Genomic DNA, 16,717 nt, shown 5'->3' with positions numbered 1-16,717 from the left:
CCTAGTTCCTTCGTAAGCGTGATAGAAGAGCGTTTAGCATCTTTCTGACACTACTAAGCTTCTCTACGATCGATTCGTACTCCTCATCCGAGAGAAACCCCAAGTCTTTTGCCAGCAGTAATTGATAATCTACCTCGCTGGCCGATCCTTGCGCCATCTGGAGAAATCTCGCGAAATCAGCATCACTGCCTCGCCCGCAACCTTCGGCGATATTCGATCCAACTGAAGAAGCTGCGCGACGTAATTGGGATACCAAGCCAAACCGTTCGTCCTTGGGAAAAAAACCTGTTGCCTTGTAAACAAGAAGAGTGACCTGATGTGAATACCTCCACACGTCCAAATTTCGATAGTCTTGCATCCTCGTCTTCCCCCAACAGCCAAAAGCCAAGAGCTAACAGCCTATAGCTACGTGTACCTCACCCCTTGATGCTCCGCCTCGAAGAAAGCGGGTAACAATCCATCAACTCGCAGCAAACCCTCACGAGTCAGCTCGATTCGGTCGCCATCCAGCTTCACATAGCCATCGCTCTCGTGTTGTTTCCACTCCGCTTGCCAATGATCGACGATATCCACGTCGAACTTCTTGCGGAAATAAGCCGGTTCGAGATAGCCCTTCTTCAACTGCAGGATCATCTCTCGCACCAGCGCCTGATGCGGTGTGATTCTTAAAGCGCGTGAAAGGGGAAGCTTGCCTGCTTCCAGCGAGCCGCAGTAGTCCTCCCACTCTGGCAAGTTCTGATAATGCACGCCGCTGATGTGCCCGAAGCTGGCGATTCCCGTGGCGAGCAAATCGCTCCCTTGCCAGAGATTATCCCGATAGCTGAAGTTCACGGCACTCGCATCACGAACCATCGTGTACGCGCTTGAAACAGAATAGCCAGCCGCAGCAAACTGATCGAATGCGTAGTCCACCCACGCACGCTTCTGTGGCCAATCAGCAACCGGGGTTTCGATCTCGTTTCCAAGAATGTCCTTCGAGTAGACCGTGTTGAAGGGCAACTCCATCTGGTAGATCGTCACGCTATCGGGCTCTAGCTCAAGCGCTTTCGCGACCGTCTCCTTCCACTTCTTGTCCGTCTCGCCAACCATGCCGGCAATCAGATCAATGTTTACGTTGGGGAAATCGGCCGCCTTGATCCACGGCCACGCACGGCGAATCTCTTCGGACTCGTGAGCACGGCCGTTGTCTCGGAGGATGGCGTCGTCGAAATGCTCGACGCCGAGACTCAGACGCGTGATGCCAAGCTCGCGCAACGCATGAACCTTCGGCTCGCTCAGCGTGCCTGGCTCGCACTCAAAGGTGACCTCTTCTGCCTTGTCCCAACTGATGTTCGCTTCCAAACGATCAACAAGCCGTCGGAGTTGCTTCTCGGCCAAGTAAGAAGGCGTCCCGCCGCCAAAGTAGACAAACCGAAACGGCCTGCCGCCCATCGCGGGGACTTGGCTGACCAGTTCGATCTCTTTGGAGAGTGCCGCCAGATACCGCTCGATATTCTCCGCATTCTTGTCCGTGAAGACTTTGAAGTAACAAAACTTGCACCGTTTGCGGCAAAAAGGAATATGCAAGTACAGTCCTAGCGGAACCTCAGCAGGCGGCGAGTCCAACTTATCACGCACCTCACCGACGTTCTCCGTCTTCCACTGCGAGAACGGCGGATAATTGCTAATGAAGTAGCTACCGACTTCAGTTTTGGTCGATTCAGGCATGGCTAAGAATTAGGAACCACAGATAAACACGGATGAACTCAGATTATCGGGTGCTAATCGTTTCTTACTCGTTTGACTTCAACTCGCGTGTTTCCGAAATTAATCAAAAGGGCGAGTTTGAGGCCTGTCCCTTTCAAATAGTTCAAGCACTGTGCTAGGTGAATATCGTCCAGCGCTTTCGCAACTTTTAACTCAACTAGGACATGGCTCTCGACCAACAGGTCGGCAATATAGTCTCCAACGACAACACCATCGTATCCGATTTTAATAGGAACTTGCTGCTGAACTAACAAGCCTTGTTTCGTTATTTCATGGCGAAGTGCATTCTCATAAACCTTTTCAAGAAATCCTATTCCTAGTGTATTTGAAACAGTGAATGCAGAACCAATTATTTTCTCAGTGATCTCATTCTCGTCCCATCTGCGTTTATCAGTGTTCATCTGTGGTTCCACCCGCTCCGAAACAGTACAGCGTCCCATCAGTGTTCCCAATGATGATACGCCCGTCGCTGATCGCCGGTGATGCAATGAACCCTCCGCCCGCGTTGAAGTCCCAGACATCCTCGCCGGTCTTCAAGTCAACCAGATACAGTCTTCCCCGCACGGTTCCGAAGAAAACATGCTCGCCAACGATCAATGGCGAACACTCGACACGCGTGCGGGTTGGGAACTCCCACGCGAGTTCGCCGCTTTCACGGTCAACGGCATACACTTTCTTTCCTTGGCTACCGTAGATGACGAACTTCTTGTTGACCGCCGCAGCCGTCCGGAGGCCCGAGACACGCTTGGGATCGCGGTACTTCCAAGCGACTTTCAGAGGTTCAAGTTTGATAGCGAAAAAATTTCCGTCCTCGGTCCCAAAGTAGGCATGATCTGCCAAGACGGCAGGCGTGCATCCGGTTGGTCCTTCAATGCTCACCTTATCAACTCGTTCGCCTTTTTTTACGTCCACGGCATGGAGGATGCCATCACAGCCCGCCAAGAGGACTCGATCCTTCACTACCGTCGGCCAGCAGCGTAGGGGCGACTCGATCGTGAACTCCCAATTTTTCTTGCCGTTCTCTTTGTTAAGCGAGAATAACGAACCGCCTTCAGTGGTGACCAACACCGCATCGCCGTGGACATTGACCGCCGCATTGATTTCGCTCAGCGTGTCGTACTTCCAAACCTGTGTGCCGTCTTTGATCGACAGGCAGCGGACCACGCCGTTGTAGTCGCCGACATAGAGATGCTCGCCGTCAATTGTCGCCGCAGCCAGAAAGCCAGTCTCTTCAAACTTCTTCGTCCACTTGACGCGTTTGGTGGCCACACCGACAGCATGGAAGGTTCCGTCGACATCGCCGACATAAGCGAACCCGCCCTTGATGACCGCGGTTGCCTCGAAGGCGCTATCTTCAGCCTGATAAGTCCAGAGCTCCTCGAGTTCGCCCTTGAGCTTCGTGCTCACAGCGCCAGTAGCCTGTGCGTCACCCCGCACCAAGGGCCAGTCTGCGTAAAGAGCCGAGCTTGCCGTTGCCGCAATGATCGTGACAAGCAGTCGCAAAGTCTTAGTACGCTTGTTCATAGAGCTTCAGATAATCGTTCGCGGTCATTTCGATGGGATTAAATGTCCCCACCCATTGTTCAGCGGCAGCGGCGGAAAGTCGAGGAAGTTCTTCGCGGGCGACACCACAATCGGAAAGCTTCCCAGCCAACCCAAAACGCTGGGCTAGACTCGCGAGGTAATCCGCAAGCTGCGAAACCGGATCACTTGGTGGCTCGCCAAGCGTCTGCACCATTTCAGCATACGCTTCCGCAATCGCTCGGTCCTTGCCATTGCGACGTACGACATGCGGCAACATCAGACTAACGGCTTCGCCATGGGCAATTCCGTAAGTCGCCGTCAGGGGATTCGCCAGTGCGTGAGCACTACCGAGCATGGAGCTTTCAATCGCCAAGCCCGCAAAGCATGCCCCTTGCTGCACCTCTCCACGCAACTCGACTCTCTCGGGATCGTCCAGCAGTAATTCCATTCCTGACGAGAGGAGTTGCCAAGCTGTGCGGCTAAAGCCAATCGAGACCGCACTCCGCTTCTTCGTGACGCGCGTCTCAACGGCGTGACTAATCGCGTCCATCCCAGTCAGTGCTGTTACTCGCGGCGGCTGCGTGAGCGTCAACTCGGGATCAAGAATCGCCACGCGAAACGCGGCACGCTTGTCACCACAGGCCATCTTCACATGCGTCTCCGCATCCGAAATCAGCGCGAACGATTGAGCCTCGCTTCCGGTACCCGCGGTCGTTGGCACGGCAACCATCGGTAACATTTCCGCGGTCGCCTTGCCCACGCCCCAATAGTCCTGCATTCGTCCGCCGCAGGAATAGACGAAGTTGATCCCCTTCGCGCAGTCCATACTGCTGCCGCCACCAATGGCAACGATTCCCTCCGGCTGAAACTCCTTCGCCAGGGCAACGCCCGCATCCACATGATCAGTCGTCGGGTTCTCGGCCAGCCCGTCAAAGATGAGTGTTTCGAGCCCCGCCGCTTGAAGCGACTCGACGCCGTTCTGCGTGTGTCCGACTTCTTCAATACCAGGGTCAGAAACGACGAGAACCCGCTTGATCCCAACCGAAGCCGTCAGCTCACCGAGCTCCGAGAATCGCCCTGGGCCGAAGACAATCCGTGTCGGGCAATGAAAATCAAATCCGTTCATCAAGTTCGTAGCTCCGCCTTTAGGCGACGCTATGGTTTGTATTGATCGTTGACTCAAAAGCCGCCTAAAGGCGGAACTACGAACGTCTGTGGACTAAGAATCTTAAGCAATCTGCAGCGCTCGATTATTATACAGAAACTCTATCAGATTCCCCTCATGCGGCTGCAGCCAATCAAGTTTTGGTGTCGGAATAGGCCCTAAATTCAGACGATCAATCTCCGTGCTGGCCATCAGATCGCGTCGGAAATCTTCATCCTCGGTGATTGCCGTGCAAACGAGCGAATACTCCATCGCGTCGAGCATCTTCGCTTGAGGGCACTCGACGACGTTGACCATCGGGAACATGTACTCCTTATTGCGCGAAGTAGAATCGTGCGAAGCGTGATGTAGCACCACCGGACGCAAGTAAGCAACGGGGGGCTTCTCAACCAGCCGCTCACCATACTTGGCCGTCATTTCAGTGACTTGAGAATCTTCAATGTCGTTTTCTAGCGCACCCCAAATCGCTTTAGCGGAGCCTTCAATCGTGAACGCCGCTAGTCCCGAATTCGGATCGTCCGGCGGTAGCACTTCGATGGGACCGAGCTTCTCCGCAAGGGCCTGAGCGATTTCTTTCGTGTGGCGGGAAGCATAGATGCTCGACGTGTTGATACAGCTCCGCCCGCCGTTGCGATAAACGCTGTCGGCGAGCAGGTCGATGTGGCGCTCCCAATCGTCCACACAATCGTCGCCAAAGATTACTTTGCTAAAGCCAGGGCCATGAACCTGCACCTTAGGATTGCCTGAGTATTGCTCGACCGTCTGCGGTCCGCCAAAGATCATTGAACGACGACAACTGGCAAGAATCGCCCCGCCAATATCCGCCCCGGCACCCGGGTACAAACAGAACGCTTCCTTTGGTATGCCCGCTTCGACCATCGCGGAAAACACGCGATAGGGCGTCCACGGCTCGCTGCTACCTGGCTTGAGCACGAGCCCCATCTGCAACGCAATCACCGGTAGCCACAGCGTATGCACGCCGGGCGAGTTCGAAGGCAACACCGCGCCCAACGCATCGCACTGGGCCTGATAACTGACCGTCACGCCGCGCCCCTCTTCGCCATAGCCGCGGGCGAGAATGTTCAAATCGAGTCCCCGCGTCAGGCAGTCGAGAATCTGTTCAAGATTCTTCAATACGAAGGCATTCTTCGTAACGTTCGCCTCGCACATCGAAATCGGCATCCCCGTCGTGGCCGATTGTTGGGCGATAAAGTCTGCCGGCGATTGAGTCGAATCGCCAACGGTGAGCGTGCCGCTTTCAAACAGCTCGCCCGCCTTCTTGCATTTGGCAATCAACTCCGCCGGCATCATTTCCTGCAACGCACGCCGCGCATTCTTCGCCTTCTTCGCATCGCGACGAATGATCCCGCTCCCCACGGTATGCACCTTCGCCACCGGCTCGCCGGTGTAAAAGTGATTCACTTCGTCAATTTCAAGAGACTCGTAGGGCTCGCCCCAACGAATAGCTGGTAGTTCGATCATGATTGAATGATGATTGAGTTATTAGTAGACCCCAACAGTTGTCCCGCCGGCCAACCGGCTGAACGGCCGAACTCCGCTGATCCCATCCCATGGGTACTTCTCGTAAGGCTTCTCACGCTCCCCTTCATCGCGTTCCAGAAATCCAGGGACGAAGAACTCTTTCGTGAGTGTCGTCAGTTTCGAACGGCCCGTTTCACCGTAACCGACCAGTTCGTCCGTGTTGTCAAAGTCGACCACTTCCAAAACAGCTCGAGGCTGCGGGGCGTGGTAGGTGATCTTGTATTTGTTCTCCGCTGTGACCGGCTCGCTGCACGCCAAGCCCATCAGCGTGTTGCCGTAGGTGGGCGTCATATAGATGCCGCTCTCCTCAGGCGGGCCGCCGAAGAGTTCTTCAACACAGAACTTCGTCCACTGCGGTGTGAACTCCGTGCCGCCTGAGAAGATCCCCGTGATGCCTTGCTCCGCGAGGCTGGTGCCACGTTCTTCTAGTTCCAGACAGAGCGACTCGATTAGCTTCGGCGTGCCAAACATGCACTTCACGTCGTGGCCGGCAGTAAGAACGGTGATCGCCTGATCGATGCAGTGCTTTTTGTATTCTTCCAGATGATCCATCCACCCCTTCTTGATGAGCTTCACCACCCAACGGGGATCGAGATCAATGCAGAAGCAGATTCCTTCGCGATGCTGCGCTAAATGTTCGACCGCCAAACGCAGTCGGCGCGGCCCGCTGGGACCGAGCATCAACCAGTTCGCCCCCTTGGGGAAATACTCATTCGGTAGCGTGTCGCTGAAGAGCGAATAGTCCGTTCGAAAATCGTCGACCGCAATACGACTTTTGGGAACGCCCGTCGTGCCACCTGTTTCGAATACATAAACCGGCTTGTCGGCTAGACCTTTCGGCACCCAACGACGAACCGGCCCGCCACGTAGCCATTCGTCCTCAAAAGTGGGGAACTTTTTGAGGTCGTCGTAGCATTTCACCTCCGTAAGCGGATCGAAGTTTAGCTCACTCTTCTTTTCAAGCCAGAAAGGGCATCCGGTGGACTCGTGAAAGTGCCAGGCAACAGTTTCGACAGTGTGAGCATCAAGCTGCTCACGCGCCGCGGCAATTGCCGCGTCGGAGGCAAGAGAGGTCATGGGCGAAGGGGTGGATCACTCGGGAAAGGCGGATAATTACTAAGCTAGTAGATTACCGCAAGCGGTGACGAGAAACAACGCACCACAGTAACACCACACTCCGCGTGGTTAGTCTTGGAGAAGGCTCTACCACGTGGAACGTGGTGGTACAGACAGACTATGACTGCCCGTTGAGGGTCTTTCCCTCGGTACCGAGTTGGGCGAGCACTTGGATGACGCCATTCAGATGTGCCAATCGTGGGCCGAAGCGATCCACGAATTCGTTAAGGAAGAATTCACCGTCGATCATCTCTTCCGCAGAATAGTTGACCTCGTCGGTGAGTGTCTCCAGATAATCGCGCTGCACCTTGCCGAGGCTTTCGGCTGCTTCGTGACAAGAGCGTGAAAGCTCTGGGTTCGCTTTCTTCCAATTGTGCAACTCTTGGTTCCGCTGACGCTGTTGCGTAGACATCACGGAAACCAATTCCTCAAGGATCTCGTTCGTCCGATCCTGGGCAGCCAACACTTCTCGCAAGAGGTCCGTTTGATCAAGGTCCTCCACATCATGGTGGGCAGGAAGACCCGTTGCGGTGACATCAACTTGGGAGAAAATTGCGGGCTGGGCCTGAGACATTGAGGTTACTTTTCCTTCCTCTATGCATCGCGAGGCAAGTTCTCATCAATGTGGAGAGTGCTTCGCCGCGAATGTGAATAGGTTGAATGCGAATGGATTCTGGCTGGGTCGCGAAGACTGCTAGCAAAGCTGTCCAAACGCCGCATGTTCAGAGCAAGCGTTTTCATGCCTTCGATTTCGTTAGTTTAATCAAACTTGAAGATTTTTCTAGCTTTGGGCAACCATTTGGGAAGATTCTGCCGAACTAAAGTCCACCTGAGCCGCCTCCCGATGACACCTGGGACGACTTGGCCAACTGGTACTCATTCTGCCGGTTCTCCGGGCTCGCTCTGAGCGTCTCCTCTCTGATCGACACCACTGAAAATCATGACCACCGTCGACGGTAAACCCTTGCCAGCTATCGGCTTCCTAACAGCAGTTGAGAGTCCGCAGCACGGACTCTTCGGCGGCTACTTGGTGCTGTCATTGCAGGGTCGTCCGCTGGAGTTTCGCTGTACCACCCCGGTCAAGCCGACCCGCGCTCAGGAAATCCTCTACGGCAAAACTTTGCGACCCTATTTGCTATGCGAACTTCTTGGACACCCTTTGATTTCGCAGGCCCAGCTACGTCCAGAATTGGTGGTTACCAACCAAAACGAAATGCTGGGGCTCTCGCTGCTTTGTGACCTACCAGTGGGAGTCGTGAGTCCGATTGACGGCGAAGCCGCAAGCGACGCGGACCGCTTTATTGAGAAAACAGGCGACTTGTCGCTTAGCCGTCAACCAAGTCTTACAAGCATCAACACTTGGGGCAATTGTCAGGTTCAATTTCCAGAGGAAACTCAGTTAGAGCCTAACATTCGAGAACTGCTCGATCGTCTTTCAAGTTACGTCGAGCTAAACGAACCCTTCTCACGCATTGAGGCGGCCCTTGCCGAGGCCCAACAAGCTGCTGAGGAAGAAGTCGACGACAACGAAACACATCGAAATCAGGCGGCTGCCTAACCAATCGTGCACACACTTGTCCCTTTCCAATACGAGCTGCGCTTCAAAGAAGTAAAAACGACTTCCACTACGCTGGATTTTCAGCCCATCGAGTGCGTTGCACTCCCTATCGAACCGCTGGGAGTGAAGTTAAAAGGCCAACTGTTCGCCGACGGTGTTGACATGGCTCGACAACTCGCCGTGCAAGATGCGGAAGAAGCGATGGCTCCAGCAAAACGAGCGCGGAGACCACATAGTCGAGAACAACAAGAGAAAGCTAGAAAGCCTGTACACATTCGCCCACCGCGTGACGTTGTCAAATGGTCGGACCGTCTCAGCTATCTGCTCCAACCGCCGTTGGAGAATCTTCTTGAGGCGCGTTCGCTTGAGTTTCCTTTCACTCCGTTTCCCTACCAGTTGGACGGCATCGCTTACCTGTATCCGCGACACGAAGCGGTCCTCGCCGACGAGATGGGGCTTGGCAAAACCATGCAGGCGGTCGTGGCCTTGCGACTGCTCGCCCACCAAGGACTGATGCAACGCACGCTGCTCGTTTGCCCTAAGCCGCTTGTAACCAACTGGCGACGCGAATTCGCCCAATGGGCCCCGGAGATGCCGGTCACGGTGATCGAAGGCAAGACTGACCAACGGCACTGGCTGTGGAAGAATGTCTCTTCGGGAGTGATTCTTGCGAACTACGAACTTGTCGTCCGTGATCGACAGATCATTACCGAATCTGTCGCAACGACTGCGCCTTACGATGTGATGGTCATCGACGAGTCGCAACGCATCAAAAATCGCAACGGGGCAACGAATAACGCCATCTGTTCGATCCCCAGAAAACGCAGTTGGGCGCTCACGGGAACTCCCATCGAGAATAGCGTCGAGGACCTTGTTGGTATCTTCGAGTTCGTCTCGCCCGACAGACTACGTCCGCAGATGAAAACCAATGCCGTCCGCTCGGCCGTGAGCGATCACATTATCCGCCGCACGAAGGACCAAGTTCTTACAGAGCTTCCGCCCAAGTTGGTTCGCGATGCCAAAGTCGCCTTGTCACCCGAGCAATACGAAGCCTATCGAGCCGCCGAGGAGGACGGCATCGTAGGGCTCAACGACCTAGGTGCCCAACTCACCATTCAGCACGTGTTCGAGTTGGTCCTGCGTCTCAAACAAATCTGCAACTTCGATCCTGTATCCGGCGCTAGCACAAAACTTGATCGCCTCGAAGCCGATCTCGAAGAGTGCGCCGCCAGCGGACGCAAGGCGATCGTCTTTAGCCAATGGGTGAAGACGATCGAGAAACTCTCCGAGAAACTTCAACGGTTTGGCCCACTGGAATATCACGGAAAGGTTCCCAGCCAGAAGCGTGACGCGGTTATCGAACGCTTTCGCGATGATGCCGACTGTAGCGTTCTGCTGATGAGCTACGGCGCTGGCAGCGTCGGCCTGAATCTGCAATTCTCGCAGTATGTTTTTCTCTTTGACCGTTGGTGGAACCCTGCCGTGGAAGATCAAGCGATCAACCGAGCCCACCGCATTGGCGCCGCAGGCCCAGTCACGGTAACAAGGTTCCTAGCGACCGGCACCATCGAAGAACGCATTGATGCCGTGCTTGAGGAAAAGCGGGAGCTGTTCGCCCAAGTCTTCAGCGCCCAAGTTTTGAACGACGAGCACGATTCAACACCAAGCCGTGCAGGGCGGCACGGTTTGTCACGCGACGAGATCTTCGGGCTCTTCCCACTGAACTTTCCAAAGGCTGCGTAAAATTAGTCAATGACGCAGCGGCTAAGCGGCAAGCCGCGGCTCGCCGCTTAGCCGTCACGCTCGTCCACCCGCTCAAACCGCCACAACAGTGCGTCGAGCGTCTTCTCCACCGACGCCGCCAGCTCCTCAGTGATTTCCACGTCTGCGCTCTCATCCACCGCTTTGAAGCCCGAAGGCCACAAGCGAATCGGCCACTTCTGTAATTCAGCCGTTTGGTTGACACGAGCCATTAAACGCGCCGTCCAGAAGGCTCCCCAACCATCGCGGAAGCGCAGCCAGCGTCCGAGTTGCGGAACAAGTCGCTCGACGTGCTGACCTTTCTCAAGGTTTACTGATCGCTTTGTCAAGCTTTGCAACCACACGATTCCAACTGCGCCGGCCATCAGATAGTAACCCCAGGAAATCAGTTTCTCACCACCCAAAAGCTCCAAGGAAGAAGGACGCACTGGGAATATGTACTCCCAAAAGAGGAATACCTGCCCGATTGCAAACGGTAACGCTGCCAGCCAATGGCGAGTTGGCAAGTAGTTTAGAAGCCCCATCATTATCAAGAGCCACAAGAAACCTTTCCACATTCCCGGAAGTACAAGCCGTGCCGTTGGATCGTCCAGCAGCGACTGAATAGCTGGGATGGTCAAAGTGACCCAGAGCGATAGTACAATCCATTGCCAGCCGCGATTCTGTGGGCGCTTCGCCCCCAGCACAGCCATCAATGGGCAAAAGATCGAGACGTAGTAGAAATAGCGGTATGTAGGGATTCGCTGCAGCGTTTCCTCGCCTGAAGTCGTTAGGTTCCCTTCAGCATACGCTAACAGAAAACATGCCAGCAAGCTCCAGAGCAACGGTGCACGCAGAGTGGTCTCCCAGACCTGCCTGAGACCTATCAGGATGAACGCCCCGGCCATCCCAGCGGCGCAAAGCCGAAAGGGATCGATCTCATTAAGCGCTGGTGCTCCCAAGAGCAGCATATTCGACACCACCGTCACATTCATCACTCGATTGCTTCGCTAGACTCCTGGGGACTTCATGCCGTCCGGTCGTAACGGCTAGCTAAAGGCAACCCGCTGGGAAAACCGTGCGTGTGGCATTTGCTCAACACCCCGGCGTGACCAATCTTTCAGGGTTGGAGCAAGCACCTCGCGGTCGCTTCCTCCGACCCCTAGCGTACCAGCTACGCTACCCGCCTGTGATGCCCCTTTTGGGTTTCACGCCACTCCCCAATGTAGCGAGTTCAATCGAATGAAATTCAGCCACTTTGCCCGCGTCCTTCTGGCGTTGACGATTCTCACGCTGCTCGCCGCTCAGGCGCAGGCACGACTGTTTCGTCAGACTTTCGGGGCAACCGTCCCGACAGCCGACGGCGGTTGTGTTTGGAACCAGAACCAGGATTTCTTCGTACCTCGCTATTGCGATTCGGCCCGCTACGGGCTGTTCAGTGCCTGCAAACACGGCCACACGACTTCGCCCGCTTGCCGTTTTGCCCACCCCATCTACAAGAGTGCCTGTGGAAAGGCCTACTGCACCACTTACGGTGCGTGCCGCTACCGCTGGCGAGACCACGTGTACAAGTCCCACTGCGGCTGCACGCCGTTGGCCTGTTATCACGGCCCCTGGCGGAACTCCTACGCCGATTGCTGCATGCCACCTTGCCACCGCTGGCACGCACGCAAGCACGGCTCCTGCAAAGATGGATCCTGCACAGGGGGCTTCTGCTGCTTGGGCAGTCTCGGTGGCTGCACCAAGGGACTAGCCCACCAAGCTGCCCCCGATTTCATCGCTGAAACACATTGCTCCGTGCCCGCCCATAAGTCCCGCCACTACCTGCCGAATGTCGAGCCTATCGAACTCGCTTCGCTTGGCAGTATCGGAACGGGATCCGTCCTTGAGGGCGACCAACTAGCCCCTCCAAGACCACAACCACGCCAAGAGAATCTACAGCTTCCTGTTCCAGTAGTCCCTCGCGGCACAACAGGGCAAAGTCTGGTACCGTCTTTCAGCGAGTGGCGACAGCAACAGCAACAACAGCTCGACAAGATTTCGAAAGACAATCCAAACACGTTCTGAGCTGCCAATCGAAAAGAGCCGTCCCGATACATCGGGCGTCAGCCCGCGGGCACTGCCCCATCGTCAAAGTTTAGCCAATCAAGAAAACCAAACCAACAATCCAAGGGCTTCGTGCCGAGAACGCTTACTGGGGAGTGAGGTGTTTCTCGAGCCATGGGGCCGAATGTGGAAGCAGGCAGGTGTCCCCCGTGACACCTGCCTGCTTCGTTTTTATAGCCATCAGCTTTCAGCCGTCAGCTATCAGCAATTGAGGGGCATTCCTGCTTAGCAGAGCCATCCCCGCATGCTTTTCTTAATCCGATTAGTCGCCCTGATAATGACTGGACCATAGGCTGATAGCTGACGGCTGAGAGCTGAAAGCTTTTTATCCTAAAAACCGACTGGAGCGATGCACACCTTCCGCCCGATACTCCTAGTACAAAGCAAACGGGAGGGCGAAACACAAAAGTTGTGTTTCGCTTCAGGATAAAGGTCGTAGCAAGACGACGGATCGACTTGCTACGACCTTTTTATGCGCTCACGTAATCGAGCCAAGAAGCGTCACGTCCCCAAGAGCCGAGAAGCGTCAGCTCTCGGGTCAAACGCAAAGAGACGCTACTTCTCCTCAGCCTCAAGCTTCGCCAGCAGATCGCGCGCTTTCGCCTCGAACAACAGCATCGTTTCGGAACGCTTCAGCACTTGCGCAAGCATCTTGCGAGCTTGTTCCTTCTGGCCTAAGTCGGCGATCATTTGCGAAACCAAGTAGCCTGAATCGGACGTGAGGTTGCTTCCAGAAATGTCCTTGAGCGACGCTTGTGCTTCGCGGCTTTTGCCTAGTTTATGAAGCACCCAGGAATACGTCACGCGTGCTTGGGGGCTCTTGGCGAATCGCTGGGCATTCACTTGGGCGTAGCTCAGTGCTTTGTCCTTGTCGGACTGTTTCTCGCTATCAACAAGAATAATCGCCAGTAGATTCGTGGCGTCAGCGTTCGACGGATCGATGTCGAGAATCTTCGTCAGGTTCTTCTTCGCCAGGTCGCTACTCCCTTTCAACTTCGCAATCACACTATCCAGCAGAAGAGCTGGAATCGATTCAGGGTTTTGCTTGACGAGCTTGGCGGAAACCTTGGTCGCTTCATCGAGGTTGTTTTCCTTGAGAAGGTACTCAGCGTAGGCACGCCCGGTGTCTTCATTGTCACCATCAGCCGCGTAGGCCTTTTCGTAGGCTTGTTTTGCTTCCTTGTCCTTGTCGTCGCGAGCGAACAGACGGCCCATGACGATCTCGGGGTGGTTAAAATCGTCTCGCAACTCGCGTGCTTCTTTGAATTCAGAGCGTGCCTCATCGAACTTATCCAGACGGTAGAGTGTGACTCCCAGACGTTGATGACCAGGAGCACTGTCGGGGTCCATCTCGATCCATTGTCGAAGAAGTTTTTCGGCCGTCTCCCATTGCTGTCGACGTTCAGCGACCCCCGCCTTACCAGCAATCACCCGGACTTCAAATTTCCCTTTGCGCTTCGCGTTTTCATCAAACGCTTCGTTTAACTCACCAGCTTTTTCAAACAACACGGCCGCTTCGGTGGTTCTCCCCGAAGTAAACGCATCGTCCGCTAACAACAAATACGCTTCGGGATCATTCGGGCTTTCGACGGTTGCCTTCTCCAACAGAAGCCGTGCGGCTTTCCCATTGCGACCAACGATAAACATCTTGGCCATGGTCACATTGGTTGGCGGCAGCTTGGGATACTTTTCTTTGGCTCGCTCAAGAAATGCCTGAGCCGCTTCGACATCTTTATTGCGAAAGCGCTGGATCGCGTCTTCGACTTCCGGATAGGAACGATTCGAAAGCGAAACGGCATCACCGATCAGATTCTCGGTTGTCAATTGGGCCTGGGCCGTCGTACTTGAGTAAGCAGCCAACAGGCAGAGAATGAGTGATCCGAAAAGCTTTCGAACCGTACGTGATGGGACGAGCATGATCTCTTGGAGCATCGATAACCTCGGGGATGTTCGCGTTGTTCAACAGGCCGCCTACGGGCAACCGTGTGAAACGAACGTGCTTTGGTGAAGACTAGGAAGTGAACTCGGCCTCTCAGCACCTAATGGTCTCGTACGGACCTTCGCGGTGCATTGTTCAAAAAGCCGCGAGCCACAGGACTTCATCCTATCCGACTTTTCGAGCAGAGTACACTTACCTGGTTCTCTAGCAGGAAAAAGAAGACTACTGTCAGACGCCCTTGAGGTTGGTCTGTGACGATCATGAAAGTTAGTTGGTGCCCAGTCGACGCTCTCGGACCGTCAGTTTATAGTGAAGTTCTCTTCGGGTCATGCTCTTAGATGGGCCCGATTCACCTTCCCCTGGAGTTCAATCGCGTTGCTCGTCGGACCCACTTTCGCTCGTGAAGTCGCGACGACCCCCCGCAATTGGCGGCTCTACGGGCTGCGGGCTCTCTATGTCGCCGCGTTATTCAGTCTGGCGATCACGGCCTGGCTGATCCTCTCCGGCTCGCAACCGGTCCGCGGACTTGGGGACCTTTCCCGCTTCGGTGCCACGGTCTTCTCGCTGATCGCCCCGGTGCAATTGTCGCTTTCGCTTGCCTTTTCGGCGCTACTAACCGCCGCCGCGGTCGCCCAAGAAAAAGACCGCCGCACGCTCGACTTGCTGTTGATGACCAGCATGACCAACTCCGAGCTGGTCCTTGGCCGTTTGTTGGCCAGCATGCTGGGCGTTCTCATGCTCGTGCTTTCCAGCTTGCCCCTACTGATGTTGCTTACCCTCCTGGGCGGTGTGAGCATGACCCAAGTCGTGCGAGTCGTTGCCGTGACCTTCGTGGCAGCCGTCGCCGGAGGCAGCCTCGGTTCGATGCTTGCTCTGTGGCGAGAGAAAACATTTCAAACACTAGCGATGACGGCGCTCGTACTTGGCCTGTGGCTACTGTTGGGCGAAGCAATCGCCAGTGGTGTTTTCGGAACCAGTTTGCGAGGCATAGCAGCAGAGCAACTGGCAGCCGGCTTCAGTCCTATGCGCGCCGTCTTGGCGGCAGTGCAACCGATCCAAGAACCACTTCTCGGGGAGAGTCTGTCAGAGACGTTTCTCACCGATGGCGTGAATCTGTTTTTGCTATTCGGAACGGCACTCGCCCTGACTCTCAACCTCATCGCCATCGCTAGAGTGCGTGTTTGGAACCCTTCGCAAGAAGCTCGTCCACGCACTACTGAAGAACGGACCGAAGTGGCTGAGGGCGTCGATGTCCATGCCTACTCGAACAAAACACGCGAAGTCTGGGATAACCCGATCCTCTGGCGGGAAATCTGCACCTGGGCCTACGGCAAGAAGATCATCCTTGTGCGCGTCGCCTACTTGATTGTCTTCGCACTGTGCGCGGCAGGGCTGTGGACAATTCTTGGCGAGGACGGACGCACCAGCGGCAATTTCCCGATTGAAGCCCGCCCACTCGCCCCTCTGATGGTGCTTGGCTTGCTACTGGTGAACGCGCTGGCCGTCACTTCGATCACCAACGAGCGCGATTTGAAAGCGCTCGACTTGTTGCTCGTCACCGATCTTTCGCCGAAAGAAATCATCTTCGGAAAACTGGTTGGTATCTTCTTCAACGCGAAGGAAATGATCCTACTTCCCGCGCTGTTGTGTTTCGTCCTCTGGTACACAGGCCGGCTGGGCACGGAGAATCTGCTATTCCTCATGGCAGGACTCGCGACCCTGACGATGTTTACAGCCATGCTCGGCGTGCATCTGGGGATGAGCTATCCGAACTCACGCACCGCCGTTGGAGCGAGCCTTGGCACGGTGCTCTTCTTACTCATGGGCATTGCCGTCTGCATGCGGATGATGCTCGCGTTCCAAACATCGTTCGGCTCGCAGTTCGTCGCCTTCATGGCTTTCATGTTCGGCGGGGCGGTGGGACTCTACTCGACGCTGGCCTATCGCAACGAATCGAAGGCCCTAGCCATCGCGTGCCTCACGGCACCCTTCGCGACCTTCTTTGTGATGACCAGCTTCCTGCAAGCGAACTTCGGCGCCGCCATGTTGGTAACCCTCACAACTTATGGCTTCGCAACCGCGGCAATGCTCATCCCCGCGATCCACGAATTCGACGTCGCCACGGGACGGACTACCTCACAGGACTTGTAGCAATCAATCTAGCAACGTTTATATTGGGCCACGGATTTCACGGATGACACGGATGTGGTCGAAATCATAACCCGAAGCGTAAGCGAGGGAGAGCCTCAACCGGCGTTCTCCCTCGCTTACGCTTCGGGTT

Annotated in this window: 14 protein-coding genes; 4 read left to right on the top strand and 10 right to left on the bottom strand. The window is 55.2% G+C overall.

The window, feature by feature from the left end; genetic code table 11:
* Position 1 precedes the first annotated feature (1 nt).
* The 8 genes from RIB44_10785 to RIB44_10750 all read right to left on the bottom strand — a co-directional run bounded on the left by RIB44_10785 (position 2) and on the right by RIB44_10750 (position 7,667).
* On the bottom strand, positions 2–358 hold the full coding sequence (locus RIB44_10785) for a four helix bundle protein (protein ID MEQ8617069.1): 357 nt from the start codon (positions 356–358) through the stop codon (positions 2–4).
* Between the two features lie 47 nt (positions 359–405).
* The gene (locus RIB44_10780) at positions 406–1,707 is read right to left on the bottom strand and encodes a coproporphyrinogen-III oxidase family protein (protein ID MEQ8617068.1); all 1,302 of its coding nucleotides are present in this window, start codon (positions 1,705–1,707) and stop codon (positions 406–408) included.
* A 53-nt stretch (positions 1,708–1,760) separates the two neighbouring features.
* Positions 1,761–2,147 (bottom strand): GxxExxY protein, encoded by a 387-nt coding sequence (locus tag RIB44_10775; protein ID MEQ8617067.1) that lies wholly within the window; start codon positions 2,145–2,147, stop codon positions 1,761–1,763.
* The gene (locus RIB44_10770) at positions 2,137–3,270 is read right to left on the bottom strand and encodes a PQQ-binding-like beta-propeller repeat protein (GenBank protein MEQ8617066.1); all 1,134 of its coding nucleotides are present in this window, start codon (positions 3,268–3,270) and stop codon (positions 2,137–2,139) included. Before RIB44_10770 ends, RIB44_10775 begins: the two co-directional genes overlap by 11 nt.
* Entirely contained in the window at positions 3,254–4,396 is a 1,143-nt protein-coding gene (locus RIB44_10765; protein ID MEQ8617065.1) for an iron-containing alcohol dehydrogenase, read from the bottom strand. The genes RIB44_10770 and RIB44_10765 overlap by 17 nt, the downstream gene beginning before the upstream one ends.
* Before the next feature lie 102 nt (positions 4,397–4,498).
* A complete protein-coding gene (locus RIB44_10760) occupies positions 4,499–5,917 on the bottom strand; it encodes an aldehyde dehydrogenase family protein (GenBank protein ID MEQ8617064.1) in 1,419 nt (472 codons plus the stop codon).
* Positions 5,918–5,938: 21 nt separating this feature from the next.
* Complete coding sequence (locus RIB44_10755) at positions 5,939–7,054, bottom strand: hypothetical protein (GenBank protein ID MEQ8617063.1); 1,116 nt, start codon at positions 7,052–7,054, stop codon at positions 5,939–5,941.
* 157 nt (positions 7,055–7,211) lie between these two features.
* Complete coding sequence (locus tag RIB44_10750; protein ID MEQ8617062.1) at positions 7,212–7,667, bottom strand: hypothetical protein; 456 nt, start codon at positions 7,665–7,667, stop codon at positions 7,212–7,214.
* A gap of 366 nt (positions 7,668–8,033) precedes the next feature.
* On the opposite strand from RIB44_10750, the gene RIB44_10745 reads away from it, so the two are divergent.
* Entirely contained in the window at positions 8,034–8,651 is a 618-nt protein-coding gene (locus tag RIB44_10745) for a hypothetical protein (GenBank protein ID MEQ8617061.1), read from the top strand.
* 6 nt (positions 8,652–8,657) lie between these two features.
* Entirely contained in the window at positions 8,658–10,394 is a 1,737-nt protein-coding gene (locus RIB44_10740; GenBank protein ID MEQ8617060.1) for a DEAD/DEAH box helicase, read from the top strand.
* Between the two features lie 47 nt (positions 10,395–10,441).
* Here the strand turns inward: RIB44_10740 and RIB44_10735 are convergent, their stop codons facing one another.
* On the bottom strand, positions 10,442–11,386 hold the full coding sequence (locus RIB44_10735) for a hypothetical protein (GenBank protein MEQ8617059.1): 945 nt from the start codon (positions 11,384–11,386) through the stop codon (positions 10,442–10,444).
* A 247-nt stretch (positions 11,387–11,633) separates the two neighbouring features.
* Here RIB44_10735 and RIB44_10730 point away from each other — a divergent pair, with 247 nt between their 5' ends.
* Positions 11,634–12,458 (top strand): hypothetical protein, encoded by an 825-nt coding sequence (locus RIB44_10730; GenBank protein ID MEQ8617058.1) that lies wholly within the window; start codon positions 11,634–11,636, stop codon positions 12,456–12,458.
* 594 nt (positions 12,459–13,052) lie between these two features.
* Here RIB44_10730 and RIB44_10725 read toward each other — a convergent pair.
* Positions 13,053–14,429: a tetratricopeptide repeat protein gene (locus RIB44_10725; GenBank protein ID MEQ8617057.1), complete on the bottom strand. Its 1,377-nt coding sequence runs from the start codon at positions 14,427–14,429 to the stop codon at positions 13,053–13,055.
* 382 nt (positions 14,430–14,811) lie between these two features.
* Between RIB44_10725 and RIB44_10720 the strand changes: the two genes are divergently transcribed.
* Positions 14,812–16,587, top strand: a complete 1,776-nt coding sequence (locus RIB44_10720) for a hypothetical protein (protein MEQ8617056.1) — start codon at positions 14,812–14,814, stop codon at positions 16,585–16,587.
* Positions 16,588–16,717: the final 130 nt, after the last annotated feature.

The sequence above is a fragment of the Lacipirellulaceae bacterium genome (assembly GCA_040218535.1).
Classification (GTDB): domain Bacteria; phylum Planctomycetota; class Planctomycetia; order Pirellulales; family Lacipirellulaceae; genus Adhaeretor.
Note: the sequence above shows the minus strand (reverse complement) of the source record. Positions and strands in the feature narration are given on the sequence as shown.

Bases quoted from the DNA above. Each gene is read 5' to 3' on its own strand.
- RIB44_10785 (MEQ8617069.1), bottom strand. From the start codon at position 358: ATGCAAGACTATCGAAATTTGGACGTGTGGAGGTATTCACATCAGGTC.
- RIB44_10780 (MEQ8617068.1), bottom strand. From the start codon at position 1,707: ATGCCTGAATCGACCAAAACTGAAGTCGGTAGCTACTTCATTAGCAAT.
- RIB44_10775 (MEQ8617067.1), bottom strand. From the start codon at position 2,147: ATGAACACTGATAAACGCAGATGGGACGAGAATGAGATCACTGAGAAA.
- RIB44_10770 (MEQ8617066.1), bottom strand. From the start codon at position 3,270: ATGAACAAGCGTACTAAGACTTTGCGACTGCTTGTCACGATCATTGCG.
- RIB44_10765 (MEQ8617065.1), bottom strand. From the start codon at position 4,396: ATGAACGGATTTGATTTTCATTGCCCGACACGGATTGTCTTCGGCCCA.
- RIB44_10760 (MEQ8617064.1), bottom strand. From the start codon at position 5,917: ATGATCGAACTACCAGCTATTCGTTGGGGCGAGCCCTACGAGTCTCTT.
- RIB44_10755 (MEQ8617063.1), bottom strand. From the start codon at position 7,054: ATGACCTCTCTTGCCTCCGACGCGGCAATTGCCGCGGCGCGTGAGCAG.
- RIB44_10750 (MEQ8617062.1), bottom strand. From the start codon at position 7,667: ATGTCTCAGGCCCAGCCCGCAATTTTCTCCCAAGTTGATGTCACCGCA.
- RIB44_10745 (MEQ8617061.1), top strand. From the start codon at position 8,034: ATGACCACCGTCGACGGTAAACCCTTGCCAGCTATCGGCTTCCTAACA.
- RIB44_10735 (MEQ8617059.1), bottom strand. From the start codon at position 11,386: ATGAATGTGACGGTGGTGTCGAATATGCTGCTCTTGGGAGCACCAGCG.
- RIB44_10730 (MEQ8617058.1), top strand. From the start codon at position 11,634: ATGAAATTCAGCCACTTTGCCCGCGTCCTTCTGGCGTTGACGATTCTC.
- RIB44_10725 (MEQ8617057.1), bottom strand. From the start codon at position 14,429: ATGCTCCAAGAGATCATGCTCGTCCCATCACGTACGGTTCGAAAGCTT.